Consider the following 17,310-nt stretch of genomic DNA (forward strand, 5'->3'; position numbering starts at 1 on the left):
CTAATCAAAAACTAAATTAATAAATACAATGAAAAAAATATCTACACTCTCATTTCTACTCATTGCCCTATTGAGTTTTAACGCATCTGCACAAGATACGATCATAGGTGAGGTTAATTATGGCCTGCTGGAGAAATATATACAGGCAGCCAAAGAGTATTTTCCAAGAAGAAAAATAATGGATGCTAAAGTGGAAGGTGCTAAGACAGCAATACCTATAAATGCTGTTTCTTACCTGGATATTTTTAATGCTTCTTATTTTTACAGACCAGATAAAACTGAGGTTATTAATGCAGTTAACCCTTATTCTGTCAACGGATTCCAGTTTGGTGTGAATATTAACCTGGGTAACTTTCTTCAAAAACCTTATTTGGGTAAAAAAGCAAGAGCTGAGTATAAAGTGGCTAAACTGGAAGCTCAGGAATATGATAACTCCCTTGCTATTGAAGTGAAAAAAAGATATTATAACTACGTTCAGCAGATTAGTCAGTTAAAAATCAATACCCAAAGTGTGCAGGACAACAAGAACGTAGCTGACAATTTGAAATATAAATTTGAAAAGGGAGAACTTTCTCTGGATATTTACAATCAATCAAGAATAAATCTGGCTTCTGCCAATACAGCTAAAATTCAGTCTGAGGTAAATCTTTTGGTCGCTAAAGATGCGTTGGAAGAAATAGTTGGCAGACCATTGTCAGATTTTAAATAAAATAAAACAGGAGTAATTTTTTTCAAATGGATTTTAAGGCGTTTTTAAAACATATTAACAGATATAAGTGGATACTCATTCTTGTTCCGCTTGTGACACTGTGCATTACCTATTTTATGGTGAAGAACCTGCCTAAGCAGTATAGTTCTGAAGCACAGATCTCAACTGGTTTGGTAGATCAGTCTAAACAACTGGCTACAGGGCAGAACCAGAATATGGATTATTTTAAAACCAGTCAGCAGTTTGCTAATATCATCGAAAAGATAAAGATGAAAAAGATCATGAGTATTCTTTCTTATCATCTTATCCTTCATGATTTAGAAAATCCTAAACAACCGTTTAAAAAATACAGTGATAAACTGGATTCGATTCCGGCAGACAAAAGAGGTCAGCTGGTTAGTCAATACCAGGAAAAGCTGATTAAAAAAGAAACCCTGACTCTTTCTGATAAAGGGAATAATGATTTATATAATATCGTAGCTTCTATGGGTTATGATGAAGCTGCGATCAATAAAAACCTGACCATTAACCGTGGTGATGGCAGTGATTTTATCAATGTAAGTTATGTTTCTCCAAACCCGGCCTTATCAGCGTTTTTAGTGAATACACTGACTACTGAATTTATTCAGAATTATGGTCAGGATGTTAATTTCAATCAGAATAACTCTATTTCATTACTGGATTCACTGCTTAAGAAAAAAGAAGGCGTAATGAACCAGAAGAACGCTGCATTGAAGAACTTTAAAATGGCTAATGGTGTGCTGAATCTGGATAAACAATCTGAAATTGCCTATACGCAGATTTCCCAGAATGAGGATAGAAAAGCGCAGGCTTTAAGAGATATTCAGGCAAATCAGGGAGCTATTTCGGCTATAGAGTCTAAATTAAGAGGTAAGGATGCCTACACCGGTGGTAATGTTGTGTCTGATAACAGAGAGATCGTTGATATCAAAAATCAACTCAATGTAGCCAATAACCATTATATTGATGGCAATTTTAAAGTAAGTGATAAGAAAAAGATAGATTCATTAACGAATATACTGAATGCAAAAACATTGAGGAATTCGGATAATAATATTGTAGATCCAACAGCGTCCAGACAAAATCTGATTCAGCAGAGGGCTAACCTGGATGTGGCCATGAACCAGGCTAAAAGCAGTATCGTTTCTATTGACAGAGAACTTGCGCAGCTCAAGGCAAAATATAATACAATGGTACCTTTTGATGCAGGGATACAAAATTATGAAAGGGATGCGGATCTGGCAACTAAAGACTATATGGATGCCCTGAACCGTTATAATCAGACAAGAACTGAACAGAATATAGGTGTGAAATTAAATATTGCACAGGTAGGTCTGATTGGTACTCCAGAGCCATCTAAACGTTTGATATATATCGCACTGTCTGGTTTTTCAAGTTTCTCTCTTTGCTTTATAGCAGTTGTTGCTTTGTTCTTTTTGGATAATACCATCCACAATTCTAAACAACTGATCAATGCGACAAACTTACCTGTAATTGGTAGTTTAAGTTATGTAAACAGAGAAGATAGATCATTAAAAAGTATATGGAATGATACTGAAAAGCCAAATTATATCGCTTTTAAAAATCTGCTGCGTTCGCTCAGACTGGAACTGACTAATGTAATGGATGCTGATGAAAGCCGTATCCTCGGGATTACGAGTCTTGGAACTGGTGAAGGAAAGTCTTTTATCGCTTCTAGTCTTGCCCATGCTTTTGCAATGACGGGAAGAAAAGTTTTATTGATTGGCGGGGAAACTCAGCAGGTTGAAAGTGCAGATACTAAAGAACTGGCTGTCAGAGATAACTTTGAGACATTTTTAATCAAAAGAGAAATTCATACCCAGGATCTGATTACTGTACTGAATAAGAATAAAGATAATACTTCTTTGCTCGAGATTCAGAGTTCTAAAAATCTGAAAGCAGGATTTGACGTGCTGAGAAAAGGATTTGATCTGATTATTATTGATATTAACAGCTTACAGGATATTAGTGTGGCTAAAGAGTGGCTGATGTTTACTGAAAAAAATGTTGCTGTTTTTGCAGCTGGAAAGGCTTTATCTGACACAGATAAAGAATTGTTAGTATATTTAAGAGAACAACCTGGATTTATCGGGTGGGTATTGAATAAAATTAAACTTAACGAGAAATCTAAGTCGTAATTTTATGCAGGAGATACTCCGGTATCTCCTTAGAATTCGGTTTTCTTATTTTATAAATTAATAATGGATAAAGCGGCATCGTTTTATAAAAGCAATAAGTTAAGCATCATTATATTATCAATCGTAATACTAATCTGTTTAGGCATTTGTTTGTTTGTCGTTGACCTTGGTATTCTTTTGCCTATTGCAGTAATTGGTATTTCCTGTCTGATTGCTATTCAGATTTCGTTTATCAAAAACCCTAAATTAATAATCTGGGTACTGGTATTCTACTGTTTTACTTTTGGTATTCTGGGAAGGGAAATCGGGAGTTTCCCTTTTGGTACCTTACAGGATGGTATGTTGCTGCTGGGCTGGTTAACATTGATTTTTACTGCCGATCAGCATGATTGGAAGCTGTTAAACAACGATATTGTTATTTTAATGCTGATCTGGTTTCTGATCAGTGTTTTTGAAGTGGCAAACCCTGCTGGTGCCAGTGTCCAGGGTTGGCTTCAGGAAATCCGTGCAGCAGCGCTGTATCCTTTTATGATAGTCCCTTTAGGCTTCCTGCTATTAAAAAAGAACAAAGACCTCAACGTATTTTTATACCTCATTATAGGTCTTTCTCTACTGGCATCCTTAAATGGTATCAAACAACTCTATATAGGCCCGTCGCCTGGTGAACAGCGTTTTCTGGATGAAGGCGGTAATGTAACGCATATTTTATGGGGCAGACTGAGGGTATTCTCCTTTTATAGCGATGCAGGACAGTTTGGGGCCTCTCAGGCACATATTGCATTAATCGCCCTTGTACTGGCTTTAGGGCCTTTCAAGATATGGAAAAGAGTGCTCTTGTTTATTGCTGCAATGATTATGGTCTATGGAATGCTGATTTCCGGTACAAGGGGGGCATTATTTGCACTCGTAATTGGTGTATTTCTTGCGATTGTATTGAGTAAACAGTTTAAGATCATTATCATTGGTGGATTAATTGCATTTTCTTTACTGTTTGTTCTTAAGTATACGACCATAGGAAATACGAACTATCAGATTTTCAGATTAAGATCTGCTTTTGATCCAAAAGAGGCTTCTTTAAATGTGCGTTTGATGAACCAGCAGATTTTACGGGAATACTTAGGGAGCCGGCCATTGGGTGGCGGACTTGGGGTTATCGGGGTCTGGGGAGAAACTTATAATAAGGATAAGTTCCTTTCTACAGTGCAGCCTGATAGTTATTGGGTAAAGGTATGGGCCATGTATGGAATCGTTGGTTTTACCATCTGGATCTGTATCATGATGTATATTTTAGGAAAATGCTGCGGTATAGTCTGGCGGATAGAAGATAAAGGCCTGAAGATAAAAGCAATGGCTTTGACTTCGGGTTATGCAGGGATATTAATCTGCAGTTATGCAAATGAAGTCATCAATACTGCGCCTTCTTCGTATGTAGTCTATATCTCGTGGGTTTTTGTATTAATCAGCCCAAAATTGGAAGAAGAACTGAAACAACAGAAAAATAAAAACTTAAATTTAGTATAGAGATGCCATTTGAAATATTTGCTGTACCTGCTTTAATTTGTTTCCTTGTTGGAATATTCAAGGGATTCAAAGTGATGAATAAAAACTAGTTACCTATCCTATCATGTCTCTTGTTTCAAAAATAAAATCTAATCCTGCTTTAAAGCAGTTAGCGCACCGGTTAATGATCCCGGCCAACGAACATCGCCCCAGATTATGGGTGCGGCTGCTGGTCAACCCTTTCTTTCATAAAAAAGGTAAACATGCTGTGATCAGAAGAAGGACGAGGATGGATGTGTTCCCTTACAATAAATTTAACCTGGGTATAAAATCGGTCATTGAAGATTTTGCTACTATTAATAATGGGGTAGGAGATGTAATTATTGGTGATCAGACTATTGTTGGTCTTGGAAATGTGATTATCGGACCTGTGATTATTGGTAACGAGGTCATGCTTGCTCAGAATATTGTGATTTCTGGTCTGAACCATGGTTATGAAGATATCCATATTTCCCCGAGACAGCAAAAGGAAACCTGTAAACAGATTACTATTTCGGATGATGTCTGGATAGGTTCAAATAGCGTAATCACTGCAGGGGTAACTTTAGGCAAACATTGTATTATTGGTGCCGGGAGTGTGGTGACGAAAGATATTCCTGAATTTTCAGTTGCAGTTGGTAATCCTGCAAAAGTAATCAAAAAGTATAATCAGATCACTGGTATATGGGAGCGGGTAAATTAAATAAAGAAAGCATCAAAGGCAGGGATATTATTGTTGTCGGACAGCAGCCCTGGGATACTGAAATTGGAAGTAATTGTAAAAATATTGCTTTGGAATTCAGTAAAAATAATCGGGTGCTTTATGTGAATTCACCGCTTGACAGAATTACTTTATGGAGAAATAAGAAGGACCCTAAAACCAGCAAAAGACTGGCGATTATTCAGGGAAAGGAAGAAGGATTGATCCATATTCAGCAAAATATCTGGAATTTCTATCCGGATTGTATGGTTGAGTCTATCAACTGGATCAACAACACGAAAATATTTAATTTTTTTAACCGGTTTAATAACGGAAAACTAGCGCGTTCTATTCAGAAAGCAATCAGGGAACTTGATTTTAAAGACTTTATTCTTTTTAATGATAATGAGATGTTCAAGGGCTTTTTTCTGAATGATTTTTTGAAACCTGCTGTCAGTATTTATTATTCAAGAGATTATATGGTTGCCGTGGATTACTGGAGAAAACACGGGGTAAAACTGGAACCTGAACTGATTGCTAAAAATGATCTTTGTGTTGCTAATTCTACTTTCCTGGCTGAATATTGCGGGCAATTCAATCCTGATTCCTTTGATGTAGGTCAGGGTTGCGATCTTGATATTTTTATTGAAAATAAGCAGAAGGAAGCTCCTTTGGATGTAGCGGCTATCCAGGGAACTGTAATTGGTTATGTGGGTGCCTTGCAAAGTATCAGGTTAGACCGGGATATTATTGCTCATATTGCCTCATCAAGACCCGAATGGACTGTTGTACTGGTAGGACCGGAAGATGAATTATTTAAAATAAGTAATTTACATGAGTTCGCTAATGTGGTGTTTACAGGATCAAAGCCAATCAGTGAGTTACCGGATTATATTAATTTCTTTGACGTATGTATCAATCCTCAGCTGATTAATGAGGTGACGATTGGAAATTATCCCCGTAAAATTGATGAGTACCTGGCTATTGGTAAACCGGTAGTCGCTACAGCAACAAAAGCTATGGAAACTTTTAGTGATTTCGTTTATCTTGCAAAAGACAAAGAAGAATATATTTTACTGATTGAAGAAGCATTGAGAGATAATTCAGTTTTGAAGGAGCAACAGCGGAGGGAATTTGCACTGGGACATACCTGGGAAAACAGCGTTGCTAAAATATATGATGCGGTTAGACAATTACACAAATAAATACTCTTTTTAAAATTATATGGGCCTTTTTTTTATCTTTTGGATTGTTTTTCAGCTTTTAACAGGGATTAATTTAATCCTTCCGTTATTACTTTATATCCTTCGTGTTTTTAAGAAAAAAGAGATGCTCAATCCTGCTGTACAGGGGGCATATGATTATGCAGTAATTGTGACTGCTTATGAGCAAACTACAATGCTGCCTTCAGTGGTAGATTCTATTCTGAAATTGAATTATCATAACTATTTGATTTATGTGGTTGCTGATAAATGTGATATATCTGGTTTGAATTTTAAGGATGAAAGAGTGGTTTTACTCCGGCCTGAGGAAACGCTGGCCAGTAATACAAAATCACATTTTTATGCCATCAATAACTTTAAAAGAGCCCATGATTATCTGACGATTATTGATAGTGATAACCTGGTAGACCCGGAATATCTGAATGAGCTGAATAAATTTTTTGATGCGCAATATATTGCAGTACAGGGTGTCAGAAGTGCTAAAAATTTGAATACCAGTTATGCCTGTCTGGATGAAGCTGGTGATATGTATTACCGTTTTATTGATAGAAAACTGATGTTTGATGTAGGCTCGTCTGCATCTCTTGCAGGTTCGGGCATGGCTTTCAGTACTGCTTTTTATAAAGAATGTCTGGAGAACCTTGATATTGAAGGCGCTGGATTTGATAAGGTTTTACAGATGGAAATCCTCAACAGGGGATACCGTATTGCTTTCGCTGAGAAGGCGGTAGTATATGATGAAAAAACTTCTAAATCAGGACAATTGGTCAATCAGCGTGCAAGATGGATTAATACCTGGTTTAAGTATGCGGGCAAAGGCGTGAAACTGGTGGGTACAGGGTTAAAAAACTTAAATAGAAATCAGTTTTTATGCGGACTGGTTTTTTCCAGACCCCCTCTTTTTATTGTAGTTGGCCTTTCTGGTTTATGTATATTAATTGATTTGTTCTTTTTTCCACAGCAATTGGTTTTCTGGTTATTCGCCGTGCTGTCTTTTTTTTATATCTTCTTTGTATCGTTAAGTTATTTCAAAGCGCCAAAGATTATTTATCAATCACTCGTTAGAATCCCTGTATTTATATTTTACCAGGTTTTATCACTTTTAAAAGCGAAAAAGGCTAATAAAATTTCTACAGCAACCCAGCATTATTACGAGAGTAAAATTGATGATGTGGATAAAACGGCGCAATAAAATCAGCTACACATTTTTTTAATTTATCGAACATGGCAGAGCAAGCAAAGATCAGGATATTACAAACTATAAGACAGGGCAAAGTTGGCGGTGGGGAAACACATGTGCTGGATCTGGTTAAAGAATTGGACAAGGACCGTTTTGAGTCTGTGATCTTATCTTTTACCGATGGCCCAATGGTTGATAAATTAAAAGCTGATGGATTTAAAACCTATGTGGTGCATACTGAAAAACCCTTCAATTATAAGGTATGGAAGGATGTTAAAAAGATTCTGACTGATGAAAAAATTGATTTGATACATGCACATGGTACCAGGGCTAATTCGAATACATTTTATCCGGCAGGACAATTAAAAATCCCAATAGTTTATACAGTTCACGGCTGGTCATTTCATCCTGATCAGCAGCCTGTTGTCAAGTTAATCCGTACTTTAAGCGAAAGGTTTCTGGTCAAAGTTGCCAGTCAGACCATCTGTGTTTCAGAAAGTAATTTCAGAGAGGGCAAAAGTAAGTTCCCCATGCATGATACCAAAGTTATTGTGAATGGGATCAACCAGGTTAAGTTTAACCCCGATCGGGATTATAAAGATATAAGAGCTGAGTTTGGAATTTCTGCTGATGAAATATTAGTCAGTTATATTGCAAGGATTACAGCGCAGAAAGAACCACTTACCTTTTTGAAGGCTATTGCTAAAATACCTGCTGAAGTGAAGGTGAAATTCCTGATTGTAGGGGATGGAGATCTGAAAGCTCAGATGCTGGAACTGGCAGAAAAACTGGAACTGGGGCCCCGTGTGATTTTTGAGAATTTCAGGGACGATATTCCTGCTATCTTAAACGGAACAGATATTTTCTGTCTGCCTTCTTTATGGGAAGGGCTTCCTATTGCGTTGCTGGAAGCGATGGCTATGCGTAAAGCAATCATTGCTACTGCTATTGATGGAACCCGCGATTTGATTATTAACAGGAAAAACGGTCTGCTTATCCCGATTTCTAATCCCGATGAACTGGCTAAAGCTATTCTGCTGCTACTGTCAGATGCGCAATTGCGTAAAACCCTGGGACTGGAAGCCGGAGCTTTAGTCAAAGCCAGTTTCAATATAGAAACTATGACAAGAAAAGTAGAAGCAACTTATCTTGATGTGCTTGCAGCACGAAAATAAATTAGTTCTGTTTTTTAAAACTGTTGAATTTCAGGTTTTTGACAAGTCTGTCATAAGTAGCTTTATACAGACCACCGTCTATCTGAATTCTTCTGTCAGTTGTCCATACAATACTTCTGGTAAATTTTACCCAATGTAATTGTCCATAACCTTTTTCTCTGAGTTTAATAGCAAGCCATCCATCTTCATTTGTACCTGGAGGGTGGTTAAATCCATCTACACTCAGACATTGCAATCTGCGGCAGGCTGAATTAAAACCATAAACATTCAAGGCTTCTTCTTTGAATAGTTTGCAGATAGTTCTGTTGAAGTCTGAAATATATTCATAGAAAAAATAAACGAGTCTTGGGGTTCCTGCTATCGGGACAAAAGAAAACTTACCATAAGTAAGAGAAACAGACTGGTTTGTAATTAAGGGGTTAACCATATCATCTATCCAGCCTTGCGGATAAATAGTGTCGGCATCGGCATTAATCACATATTCGCCCCTGGCAATCTGAAGTCCGGCATTACGTGCATTGGTGATGCCCTGTTTTTTTTCATTTACACAAGTTACACTGCAGGCATTTGCGAGGGTTTCTGTATCGTCTGCCGAGTTATTATTCACTACAATAACCTCAATGCGATGTTTGGTAGTTGTTTGCGAGAGAGAATAAAGCGTCTTTAAAATGTTTTCTTCTTCATTATATGCAGGAATAATGATAGAAATTAAAGGCGTTTCGCTTTTTAACTGATTGAACCGTTCTGCAATACCAGAAATTTCCGGAGACAGCTCCGCTCTTCCTTTATTGTACTTCAATATATTTTTTGGTATGGCTATGGGTCTCATTAGGTCTTATTCTTTCTGAAATTTTGACTAATATAATAAATGATTGGTGAATTAAACCTGTTTATGGCAGGACTTTTGAATACTATGTATCATCTGAATTCTTTTTGAATCGATGTTTTATATATATTTATGGCATATTTAGCTAACTCAAATTTTAAATGGATAGAAGGACTACAATAAAAGGTCTTATTGTCTTTGTATCTGTTGGGATTTCTTCCTTTTCATTTTATAAATGGATTGCCATTAATTCTGTTGCTGATGTGAGTCAGCTTCACAAAAAGAAAGCATTGATAGCTGAATTGGCCGAGGTAATAATCCCCAAAACTGATACTCCCGGGGCTAAAGATGCTCAGGTGGAGGATTTTATTGTGGATATGATGAAGTTTTGTACAGAGCCCAAAAACCAGCATAATTTTTTAAATGGCCTGGCTGATCTTGAAATATATACCCATAAAAACTATAACCGTAATTTTATAGCCTGTTCAAAAAGTGAAAAGCAGGAAATATTAAAGTATTATGAAGCTAAGTCTTTGTATAAGCTGAAAATTATAAGTAAAGTCAATAATAAAGTTTTTGGAATGCCCTTTTTCATTATCCTTAAACAGCTTACTGTAGAAGGGTACTGTACTTCTCAGCCGGGGGCAACAAGAGGGCTTGCCTATGATTATATTCCAGGGACGTATGCCTCATGTATCCCATTAACAAAAAACCAGAAATCCTGGGCAACAAAATAACCATTAATGTATAAAACAGGGAGTTCGGAAAGTAAAGCTACTTATGATGCAATAGTGATCGGTTCAGGCATTAGCGGAGGCTGGGCTGCTATGGAATTATGCAAAAAGGGGATGAAAACTTTACTGCTGGAAAGGGGAAGGGATGTGAAACACCTTGTCGATTACCCTACCGCAAATCTAAATCCCTGGGATTTTCCTCATCGTTTAAATCATAGCATAAAGGAAATGCGTGAAAGTCCAAGACAGAGCCCGCATACAGACGCAGGAGATGAACTGTTTTATGTAAATGACACTGAGCATCCCTATATTGAAACCAAACCCTTTAGCTGGATCAGAGGTTACCAGGTTGGCGGACGATCGCTCACCTGGGGCAGACAGTGCTACAGGTTAAGTGACCTTGATTTTGAAGCTAACCTGAAAGATGGGATAGCGGTTGACTGGCCTTTGAGATATAAGGATATTGCAGCATGGTATGATTATACAGAACGCTTTATTGGGGTAAGTGGTCAGGCTGAGCGGCTTGCACAGTTGCCTGATGGACAGTTTTTACCAGGAATGGAATTGAATTGTATAGAGCGCCACCTTGGAGATGCGATCCGGAAAAATGATCAGAGCAGATTATTGACTATCGCCAGAGTGGCAAACCTGACCAGGGGATGGGATGGCAGGGGACCTTGTCAAAACCGTAATTTATGTTCGAGAGGTTGTCCTTTTGGCGGATATTTCAGCAGTAACAGTTCAACTATCCCTGCAGCGTTCCAAACAGGTAATCTGACACTCAGACCTTATTCTATCGTTGCTGAGCTACTTTATGATGCAGATAAACAACGGGCAAAAGGAGTCAGGGTAATTGATACGCTGAGCAATGAAAGTTTTGAATATTATGCTAAAATAATATTTGTCAATGCCTCTACTATTGCAACTGCTGGTTTACTTTTAAATTCAAAATCACATCGGTTCCCTACTGGTTTTGGTAATGACAGCGGTGAACTTGGACATAATTTAATGGACCATCATTCTTCTGCTGGTGCCAGCGGAGTGCACGATGGTTATCAGGACAGTTATTATAAAGGGAGGAGACCCTGTGGGTTTTTGATCCCGCGCTATAGAAATTTAAGCCCGGATTCAGGGCTTAATTTTATCAGAGGTTATAATATACAGGGTGATGGAGAAAGACAGGGATGGGGCGATCTTGGAACTAAACCTGGTTTTGGAGAGGATTTTAAAAAACAGTTAACTAATCCTGGTAAATGGAGTATCTGGATGGCGGGCTGGGGTGAATGTCTGCCTTATCATGATAATAAGGTAACCCTTCATTCTTCTGAGACCGATAAATGGGGCTTGCCTCAACTGGAGATTGATTTCTCTTTCCGGGAGAACGAGATAAAAATGATGGAAGATATCAGTAAAACTTCGGAAGAAATGTTAGTCAATGCCGGGTTTAAAGAGGTAGAAACATTTAATTATCATAAACCAGGCGGAGCTACGATTCATGAAATGGGAACAGCCAGAATGGGCAGAGACCCTAAAACTTCTGTGTTGAATGGATATAACCAGATGCATGCAGTGAAAAATGTATTCATCACGGATGGCAGCTGTATGACTTCTTCTGCCTGCCAGAATCCTTCTTTAACTTATATGGCATTGACTGCCAGAGCCTGTGATTATGCGCTAAAGGAGTTAAAGCGGGGAAATATCTGAATTTAATAATGTAAACTGCAATAAAAAATAGATATTATTCTAAGATAAGAATTACCTTAGATAAGTTTTTTGACCCTTATTTTAAAAGGTATATTCAGGTAGATTTTTTTAATAACGTATGCGTATAGCCCATATTATTATCGCTCATAAAAACCCGGCTCAGCTAGAAAAACTGATCAGGGCAATGAGGCATCCGGATTTCGACTTTTATATTCATCTGGATAAAAAAGTCAGTATCGACGCATTTAAATATCTGGAGCAAATAGGACAGGTTTATTTTGTCAGCAACCGAACGGTATGCAACTGGGGAGGATTTTCTATTGTAGAAGCAACGATCAGGTCTATTGATCACCTGCAGCAGACAGGCATAGTCTATGATTTTGTTAACCTGATCAGCGGGCAGGATTATCCGATTAAGCCAGTTGAGGAAATCCATGATTTCTTTCATAAAAATCAGGGTTATTCTTTTATATCCTTTGATCATTCAAATGATACATCGTGGTGGACTGATGCAGTGATGCGTTATGAACATTTTCATTTCACGGATATGGATTTTAAAGGGAAGTATTTTGTGCAGAAGATTGCTAACCGTATTGTCTCCAAACGTAAATTCCCGGTTTCTCTTGATTTATATGGAGGAAATAAATCGTGCTGGTGGACAATTACATCGGCTTGTGCCATTTATATCTCTGCTTATTTCAAAGCTAATCCGAAAATGATCAGCTTTCTGAGAATGACCTGGGGTTGTGATGAGTTTATTATCGCCAGTATTTTAATGAATTCACCTTATCAGGATAAGCTGGTTAATGAAAATCACAGGTATATAGACTGGTCTGGAAATGAGGCCCATCCTAAAATTTTAACTACGAATGATTATCAAAAAATAATTGAATCAGGAATGCTGTTTGCCAGGAAGTTTGATCTGGATGTTGATGCCGGAATTCTGGATATTCTTGATTTACGCGTTATGCAAGCCAATTAATCTGCATAAACTGAATAGCTCAATAATGGAATTTTACCTGATTATTCATTTTTTTATTGCATATTATCCTGAATTGGATTCGCCTAATAATTTATACTAAACTATGTCATTTATCAAAAAGATACTCTCTCTGTTTAAGAATATACACTTTCAATCTCTTCTTGGTAATGGAGTAATGGCAGTTTTTGGAATGGTTACTATAGCAGTGCTGTATCGGGCACTGTCGGTTAGGGAAATTGGTATTTATGTATTTTTCACTACTATACTTGCTTTGATTGATACACTCAGATCGGGTTTTTTAACTACTTCTTTTGTAAAGTTTTATTCTGGTACGAGTGAAAGTATGGCCAGAGAGGTAGCAGGTTCTGCATGGTGTCTTGCGCTGATCATTACAGCAGGCTCGATTGTGCTGAACTTACTTACTTTCTTCCTGTCATCCTATATCAGTAATGAAGGGATGATTTTATTTCTGAAATATTTTTCGTTGATATCGCTGGCTACACTGCCTTCATTTATGGCGAACCTTATTGTGCAGGGCGATAAAAGGTTTGACCGGCTGCTATGGCTCAGACTGATTAATCAGGTTTTATTTACAGGTACAGTAATTACGCTGACCCTTTTAAATAAGTCAACACTGACCTCAATTATCATTACTTATATCCTCTCTAATCTGGCGGCAAGTCTGGCTGTGATGTTTTTGGGATGGACCAGGATTGGAAGCGTAAGAAATGTGACTAAGAAGACGTTTCTTGAGCTCTTTCATTTTGGGAAATATAGTATGGGAACCAATGTAAGCTCAAATTTATTTAAGGTGACAGATACCTTTTTCATAAACTTCTTTCTGGGCCCCTCAGCGCTGGCTGTGTACAATCTGGGTGGAAGACTGATACAGATTGTCGAAATTCCATTACTGAGCTTTGCAGCCTCTGGGATGCCTAGTTTAGCAGGGTACTATAACAACAATCAGAAAGAAGAAATGATGCATGTGATGAAAAAGATGGTGGGTATGCTTTCTATTGTCATCGTGATCATAGCTATTTTATCTATCATATTCGCAGAGCCTGTTATTCTGCTGATTGGCGGGGAAAAATACATCCATACGGAAGCGCCTAATCTTTTCAGGATTTTTATGAGTATCTGTATTTTATATCCTGCAGACCGTTTCTTCGCGTTAACGCTCGATGTGATCCATAAACCAAAGATAAATTTCTATAAAATATTGGTTATGCTTGCTGTGAATTTGCTGGCAGATTATATTGGATTGCGCTTTTTCAAGTCTGTATACTCTATAGCTATTGCCAATGTCTTTCCTATTTTGACAGCTGTAATTATAGCCTATAATCCACTGAATAAATATTCGAAGTTTGGGTTCTGGAATATCTATGTGATTGGTTACAGGGAGCTTATTTTACTGATCAAGCAGGTAACTGCTACTTTATTGAATAAAGAGAAGGCAATTAAGGATTAATTACCTTCTCTTTAAATGATGTTTAAGGCTGTATAGTAAGATTTGCCGTATTCGCTATCCCGGCACTTGCTGCATTTGGATAATAGACATTATTGGTTGCAGTAGGAACTGTTACGGATTGCTGGTTAACAATATTGCTGGTTAAACTAGGAGCAGGGAAGTTAAATCCTGTATTGTTATAGACATCACAGGTTCCTCCGAAAAGATTATAGACATCAACAACTACACCTACCCAGTCTTTACTCAGGTTCAGATCTCCGCAAATATTGCTGTAGACTTTGCAGTTGGCATAAGTAGTTACGCCGGATATAATTTCGTTCTGGAAAGACTGTGTTTCGAATGCTGAATATTTTCTTGAATTAACTACTGTATTGTTATAGATTAATACTTGTTTTGGTGTGCTGCCCAGACTTCTTACCCATGCTCTGAGTGCATTTCCCTGGTGGTTATGAATTAGGTTATGGTGGAAAGCCCCGGTTCCTTTAACGGTGAAAATTCCGTTGTGATTGTTGTTATTGCTGTTGATATTGTTTACTGTGTTGTGGTGGATATTGTATCCGTCGGCATTGTCCACAATAACAGCAGCCCCACAGTCAGAATTCTGAAAATTCAGATAGGCTATTTCCAGGTTTCTAACAAGACCTGTGATTACTCCATTATCAACTCCCCCCTGCATTTGTAAAAATGTTCCGGTGTTATCGCAATCAATATTAAGGAAATGAATCTGGTCTGAGAAGGAAGCTTTAGTTCCATCATATACACCTTGTGCATTGTTGAAATAAATTACATAATCACCAATATTCCTGAAAGCAAAGTTTTGTATGGTTAGGTTCTGTGCGGCACCCGTAATAATTATTGATCTGTGCTGAGCATTATCTCTGGATACAAATCCTCTGGATATACCAGGTGTACCAGTTCCGGATATAGTCAGATTGCTGATATTGTTCAGTAAAATATGGTCATTACTACCCGCTATTTCTACCAGGCCATCATTCTGTACATTAACTGTGCTGCTGGCGTTGATATTTCTGATACTAATACTTGTATAAACACCACCTTTGATTTTAATCAGGTCATTAGGCTGAATACTTAAGGTTTTTCCATCAATTGTCAAATCACCTGAACCATTTCCAAGATTCAATACCCGGCCAATGACAACAGGCGGGGCAACAGTTGTATCACCGGGTTTAACTACTACTGGTGGTGTTGGTGTAACAGGGTCTGTTCCACCTTTTTTACAGGCTGTAAAAGTGATAAATAATAAAACAGCGAGAGCGGGTATATGAGAATTTTTTATCATTTTGAGACTATTAGCGTGAGCGTCTTTATTTTTTCTTAATGGGATAAAATATTTTTATGTCACTAATTTACAGGGGCTTAAAAAAAATTATAAGGCTTATAAAATGTGTTTGCCAATGATAATAAAAAAAAATGATTTAAAAATGTGCTTTGATGAAATTGTAAAATATATAATACAAACTGTGTAAAAATGGGGATCGTAATACTCAGTGAAACCTGAATTATAGAGGCTTTGTGGTTTTTTTTATGTTATCAATAACAGTGCCGTAATTGTTAATATTGTCGATTAAGGCTTTTTTTTTAATCAATATTTTTGTTCCTTCATAAATTTGTAACTGATAGTTGATTTTAATTTTGGAGAGAGGCCGTTTGAAAAGTAAACTCAAATTCTTTGTAATGAGTGATTTAATTTGATCCTGATTCCAGTAATCCTGCCTGGTTTATGGTGGTAAAGAGCAAAATAAGGCCTCACTTTTAAAAGGATGATTTTAAAAAACGTCAGATTTTCTCAGAAATACTAAACAAAGCAGGTTTAAAAGAACCTGTTCCCGGTTTTAGTCTGACGAAAATGGATTTGTATATATAGGGGAGATGGATCTTAGTTCCTTTTCAGGCAGGCTATTATATCTTTGAGGGCGAAAAGTGTTTTTCGGGGGAATAGTAAAAGATGGAAGAAAAGAACCAGCCAGCCGGATGGATGATTTAAACTCAGCGTGAAGAGTAAAGATAAAGGGAAGAAAACCAGGTAATAGTCATTCATCAGCAGCTGATGTGGCGCATGGGCAGGGGTAATGATTAAACATATTTTATGGTTTAAATAGGTTTTCCTGATCCGGATTAATATCAGATACAGTCCTATTGAAACAGCTATCCATAAGTTAAAGATGAAAAATAGTACTCCGGAAAAGGCAATAAGCTCTACACTGAAAACAACTGCTTCCCGGGTTTTAAAATTTTCGGGCCGGATAGCACTGGCGAAAGTTGTTGTACCTGATTTCAGATCATTCTCCCTGTCATAAAACTGATGCCACAATATTCCTCTCAGGCCGTAAAAAAGTGCCCAGATTCCTACAGCAATATACCAGAATACATTTTTGTCTGCATGGCTGAATTCCAGGAGACTGGAGGTGATAAACAGAGAAGGAAAGAGGTGGGCCCCCATAGCATCACAAAGTAATCCCCATATTCCCCTTTTCTTTAACCTGACAGGAGGCAGAGAGTAAAGACTAAATACAACCCACGCCATGATATAGAAAAAGAGGCTTAAGCGATCCGGGTAGATGAAATAGCCGTTAATCACCCCCGTAATTAAACATAAACTCACTATCGCTATTCGCCAGGGCGGACTTATTCTGGCCATTCTGTTTTTTTTTCCGGCGATCGCATCTTCTTTGATATCAGAAATATCATTGATTACACTGACATAGACTGCACCGATGATGACGGCTGATAATAAAAATAACAGTTTTAATATAGCCTGGGTAATCGGGTAATGCTGGAGTAAGAGAGTGGCGTAGCCCACTGAAAGTAAGGGGACCATTTTATATTCCCACCATTCTGAAGATCTTGTGAATTCTAAAAACTTCATCTG

At 37.6% G+C, this 17,310-nt stretch carries 14 protein-coding genes; 11 read left to right on the plus strand and 3 right to left on the minus strand.

Annotated elements, in window-relative coordinates:
- The first annotated feature begins 28 nt into the window (after nt 1-28).
- The 7 genes from HDE68_RS16030 to HDE68_RS16060 all read left to right on the plus strand — a co-directional run bounded on the left by HDE68_RS16030 (nt 29) and on the right by HDE68_RS16060 (nt 8,706).
- A complete protein-coding gene (locus tag HDE68_RS16030; RefSeq protein WP_183883240.1) occupies nt 29-709 on the plus strand; it encodes a TolC family protein in 681 nt (226 codons plus the stop codon).
- A 26-nt stretch (nt 710-735) separates the two neighbouring features.
- Entirely contained in the window at nt 736-2,889 is a 2,154-nt protein-coding gene (locus tag HDE68_RS16035; protein WP_183883241.1) for an exopolysaccharide transport family protein, read from the plus strand.
- Nucleotides 2,890-2,952: 63 nt separating this feature from the next.
- The gene (locus tag HDE68_RS16040) at nt 2,953-4,410 is read left to right on the plus strand and encodes an O-antigen ligase family protein (RefSeq protein ID WP_183883242.1); all 1,458 of its coding nucleotides are present in this window, start codon (nt 2,953-2,955) and stop codon (nt 4,408-4,410) included.
- A gap of 103 nt (nt 4,411-4,513) precedes the next feature.
- The gene (locus tag HDE68_RS16045) at nt 4,514-5,131 is read left to right on the plus strand and encodes an acyltransferase (protein WP_183883243.1); all 618 of its coding nucleotides are present in this window, start codon (nt 4,514-4,516) and stop codon (nt 5,129-5,131) included.
- A complete protein-coding gene (locus tag HDE68_RS16050) occupies nt 5,113-6,333 on the plus strand; it encodes a glycosyltransferase (RefSeq protein ID WP_183883244.1) in 1,221 nt (406 codons plus the stop codon). The genes HDE68_RS16045 and HDE68_RS16050 overlap by 19 nt, the downstream gene beginning before the upstream one ends.
- Before the next feature lie 19 nt (nt 6,334-6,352).
- Nucleotides 6,353-7,543 (plus strand): glycosyltransferase family 2 protein, encoded by a 1,191-nt coding sequence (locus tag HDE68_RS16055; protein WP_183883245.1) that lies wholly within the window; start codon nt 6,353-6,355, stop codon nt 7,541-7,543.
- Between the two features lie 32 nt (nt 7,544-7,575).
- Nucleotides 7,576-8,706: a glycosyltransferase family 4 protein gene (locus tag HDE68_RS16060; protein WP_183883246.1), complete on the plus strand. Its 1,131-nt coding sequence runs from the start codon at nt 7,576-7,578 to the stop codon at nt 8,704-8,706.
- Nucleotide 8,707: 1 nt separating this feature from the next.
- On the opposite strand, the gene HDE68_RS16065 is transcribed toward HDE68_RS16060, so the two are convergent.
- Nucleotides 8,708-9,535 carry a glycosyltransferase family 2 protein gene (locus HDE68_RS16065; RefSeq protein ID WP_183883247.1) on the minus strand — a complete coding sequence of 276 codons (828 nt, stop codon included), beginning with the start codon at nt 9,533-9,535 and terminating at the stop codon, nt 8,708-8,710.
- Nucleotides 9,536-9,693: 158 nt separating this feature from the next.
- Here HDE68_RS16065 and HDE68_RS16070 point away from each other — a divergent pair, with 158 nt between their 5' ends.
- From HDE68_RS16070 to HDE68_RS16085, 4 genes are all read left to right on the plus strand, one after another.
- Nucleotides 9,694-10,269 carry a gluconate 2-dehydrogenase subunit 3 family protein gene (locus tag HDE68_RS16070; RefSeq protein ID WP_183883248.1) on the plus strand — a complete coding sequence of 192 codons (576 nt, stop codon included), beginning with the start codon at nt 9,694-9,696 and terminating at the stop codon, nt 10,267-10,269.
- Nucleotides 10,270-10,275: 6 nt separating this feature from the next.
- Nucleotides 10,276-11,970, plus strand: a complete 1,695-nt coding sequence (locus HDE68_RS16075) for a GMC oxidoreductase (protein WP_183883249.1) — start codon at nt 10,276-10,278, stop codon at nt 11,968-11,970.
- A gap of 118 nt (nt 11,971-12,088) precedes the next feature.
- Complete coding sequence (locus HDE68_RS16080; RefSeq protein ID WP_183883250.1) at nt 12,089-12,952, plus strand: beta-1,6-N-acetylglucosaminyltransferase; 864 nt, start codon at nt 12,089-12,091, stop codon at nt 12,950-12,952.
- Between the two features lie 103 nt (nt 12,953-13,055).
- Nucleotides 13,056-14,420, plus strand: a complete 1,365-nt coding sequence (locus tag HDE68_RS16085; RefSeq protein WP_183883251.1) for a lipopolysaccharide biosynthesis protein — start codon at nt 13,056-13,058, stop codon at nt 14,418-14,420.
- Nucleotides 14,421-14,442: 22 nt separating this feature from the next.
- On the opposite strand, the gene HDE68_RS16090 is transcribed toward HDE68_RS16085, so the two are convergent.
- A complete protein-coding gene (locus HDE68_RS16090) occupies nt 14,443-15,720 on the minus strand; it encodes a hypothetical protein (protein WP_183883252.1) in 1,278 nt (425 codons plus the stop codon).
- A gap of 597 nt (nt 15,721-16,317) precedes the next feature.
- Nucleotides 16,318-17,307 carry a UbiA family prenyltransferase gene (locus HDE68_RS16095; RefSeq protein WP_183883253.1) on the minus strand — a complete coding sequence of 330 codons (990 nt, stop codon included), beginning with the start codon at nt 17,305-17,307 and terminating at the stop codon, nt 16,318-16,320.
- Nucleotides 17,308-17,310: the final 3 nt, after the last annotated feature.

This window comes from Pedobacter cryoconitis (assembly GCF_014200605.1).
GTDB classification, from domain to species: Bacteria; Bacteroidota; Bacteroidia; order Sphingobacteriales; family Sphingobacteriaceae; genus Pedobacter; species Pedobacter cryoconitis_B.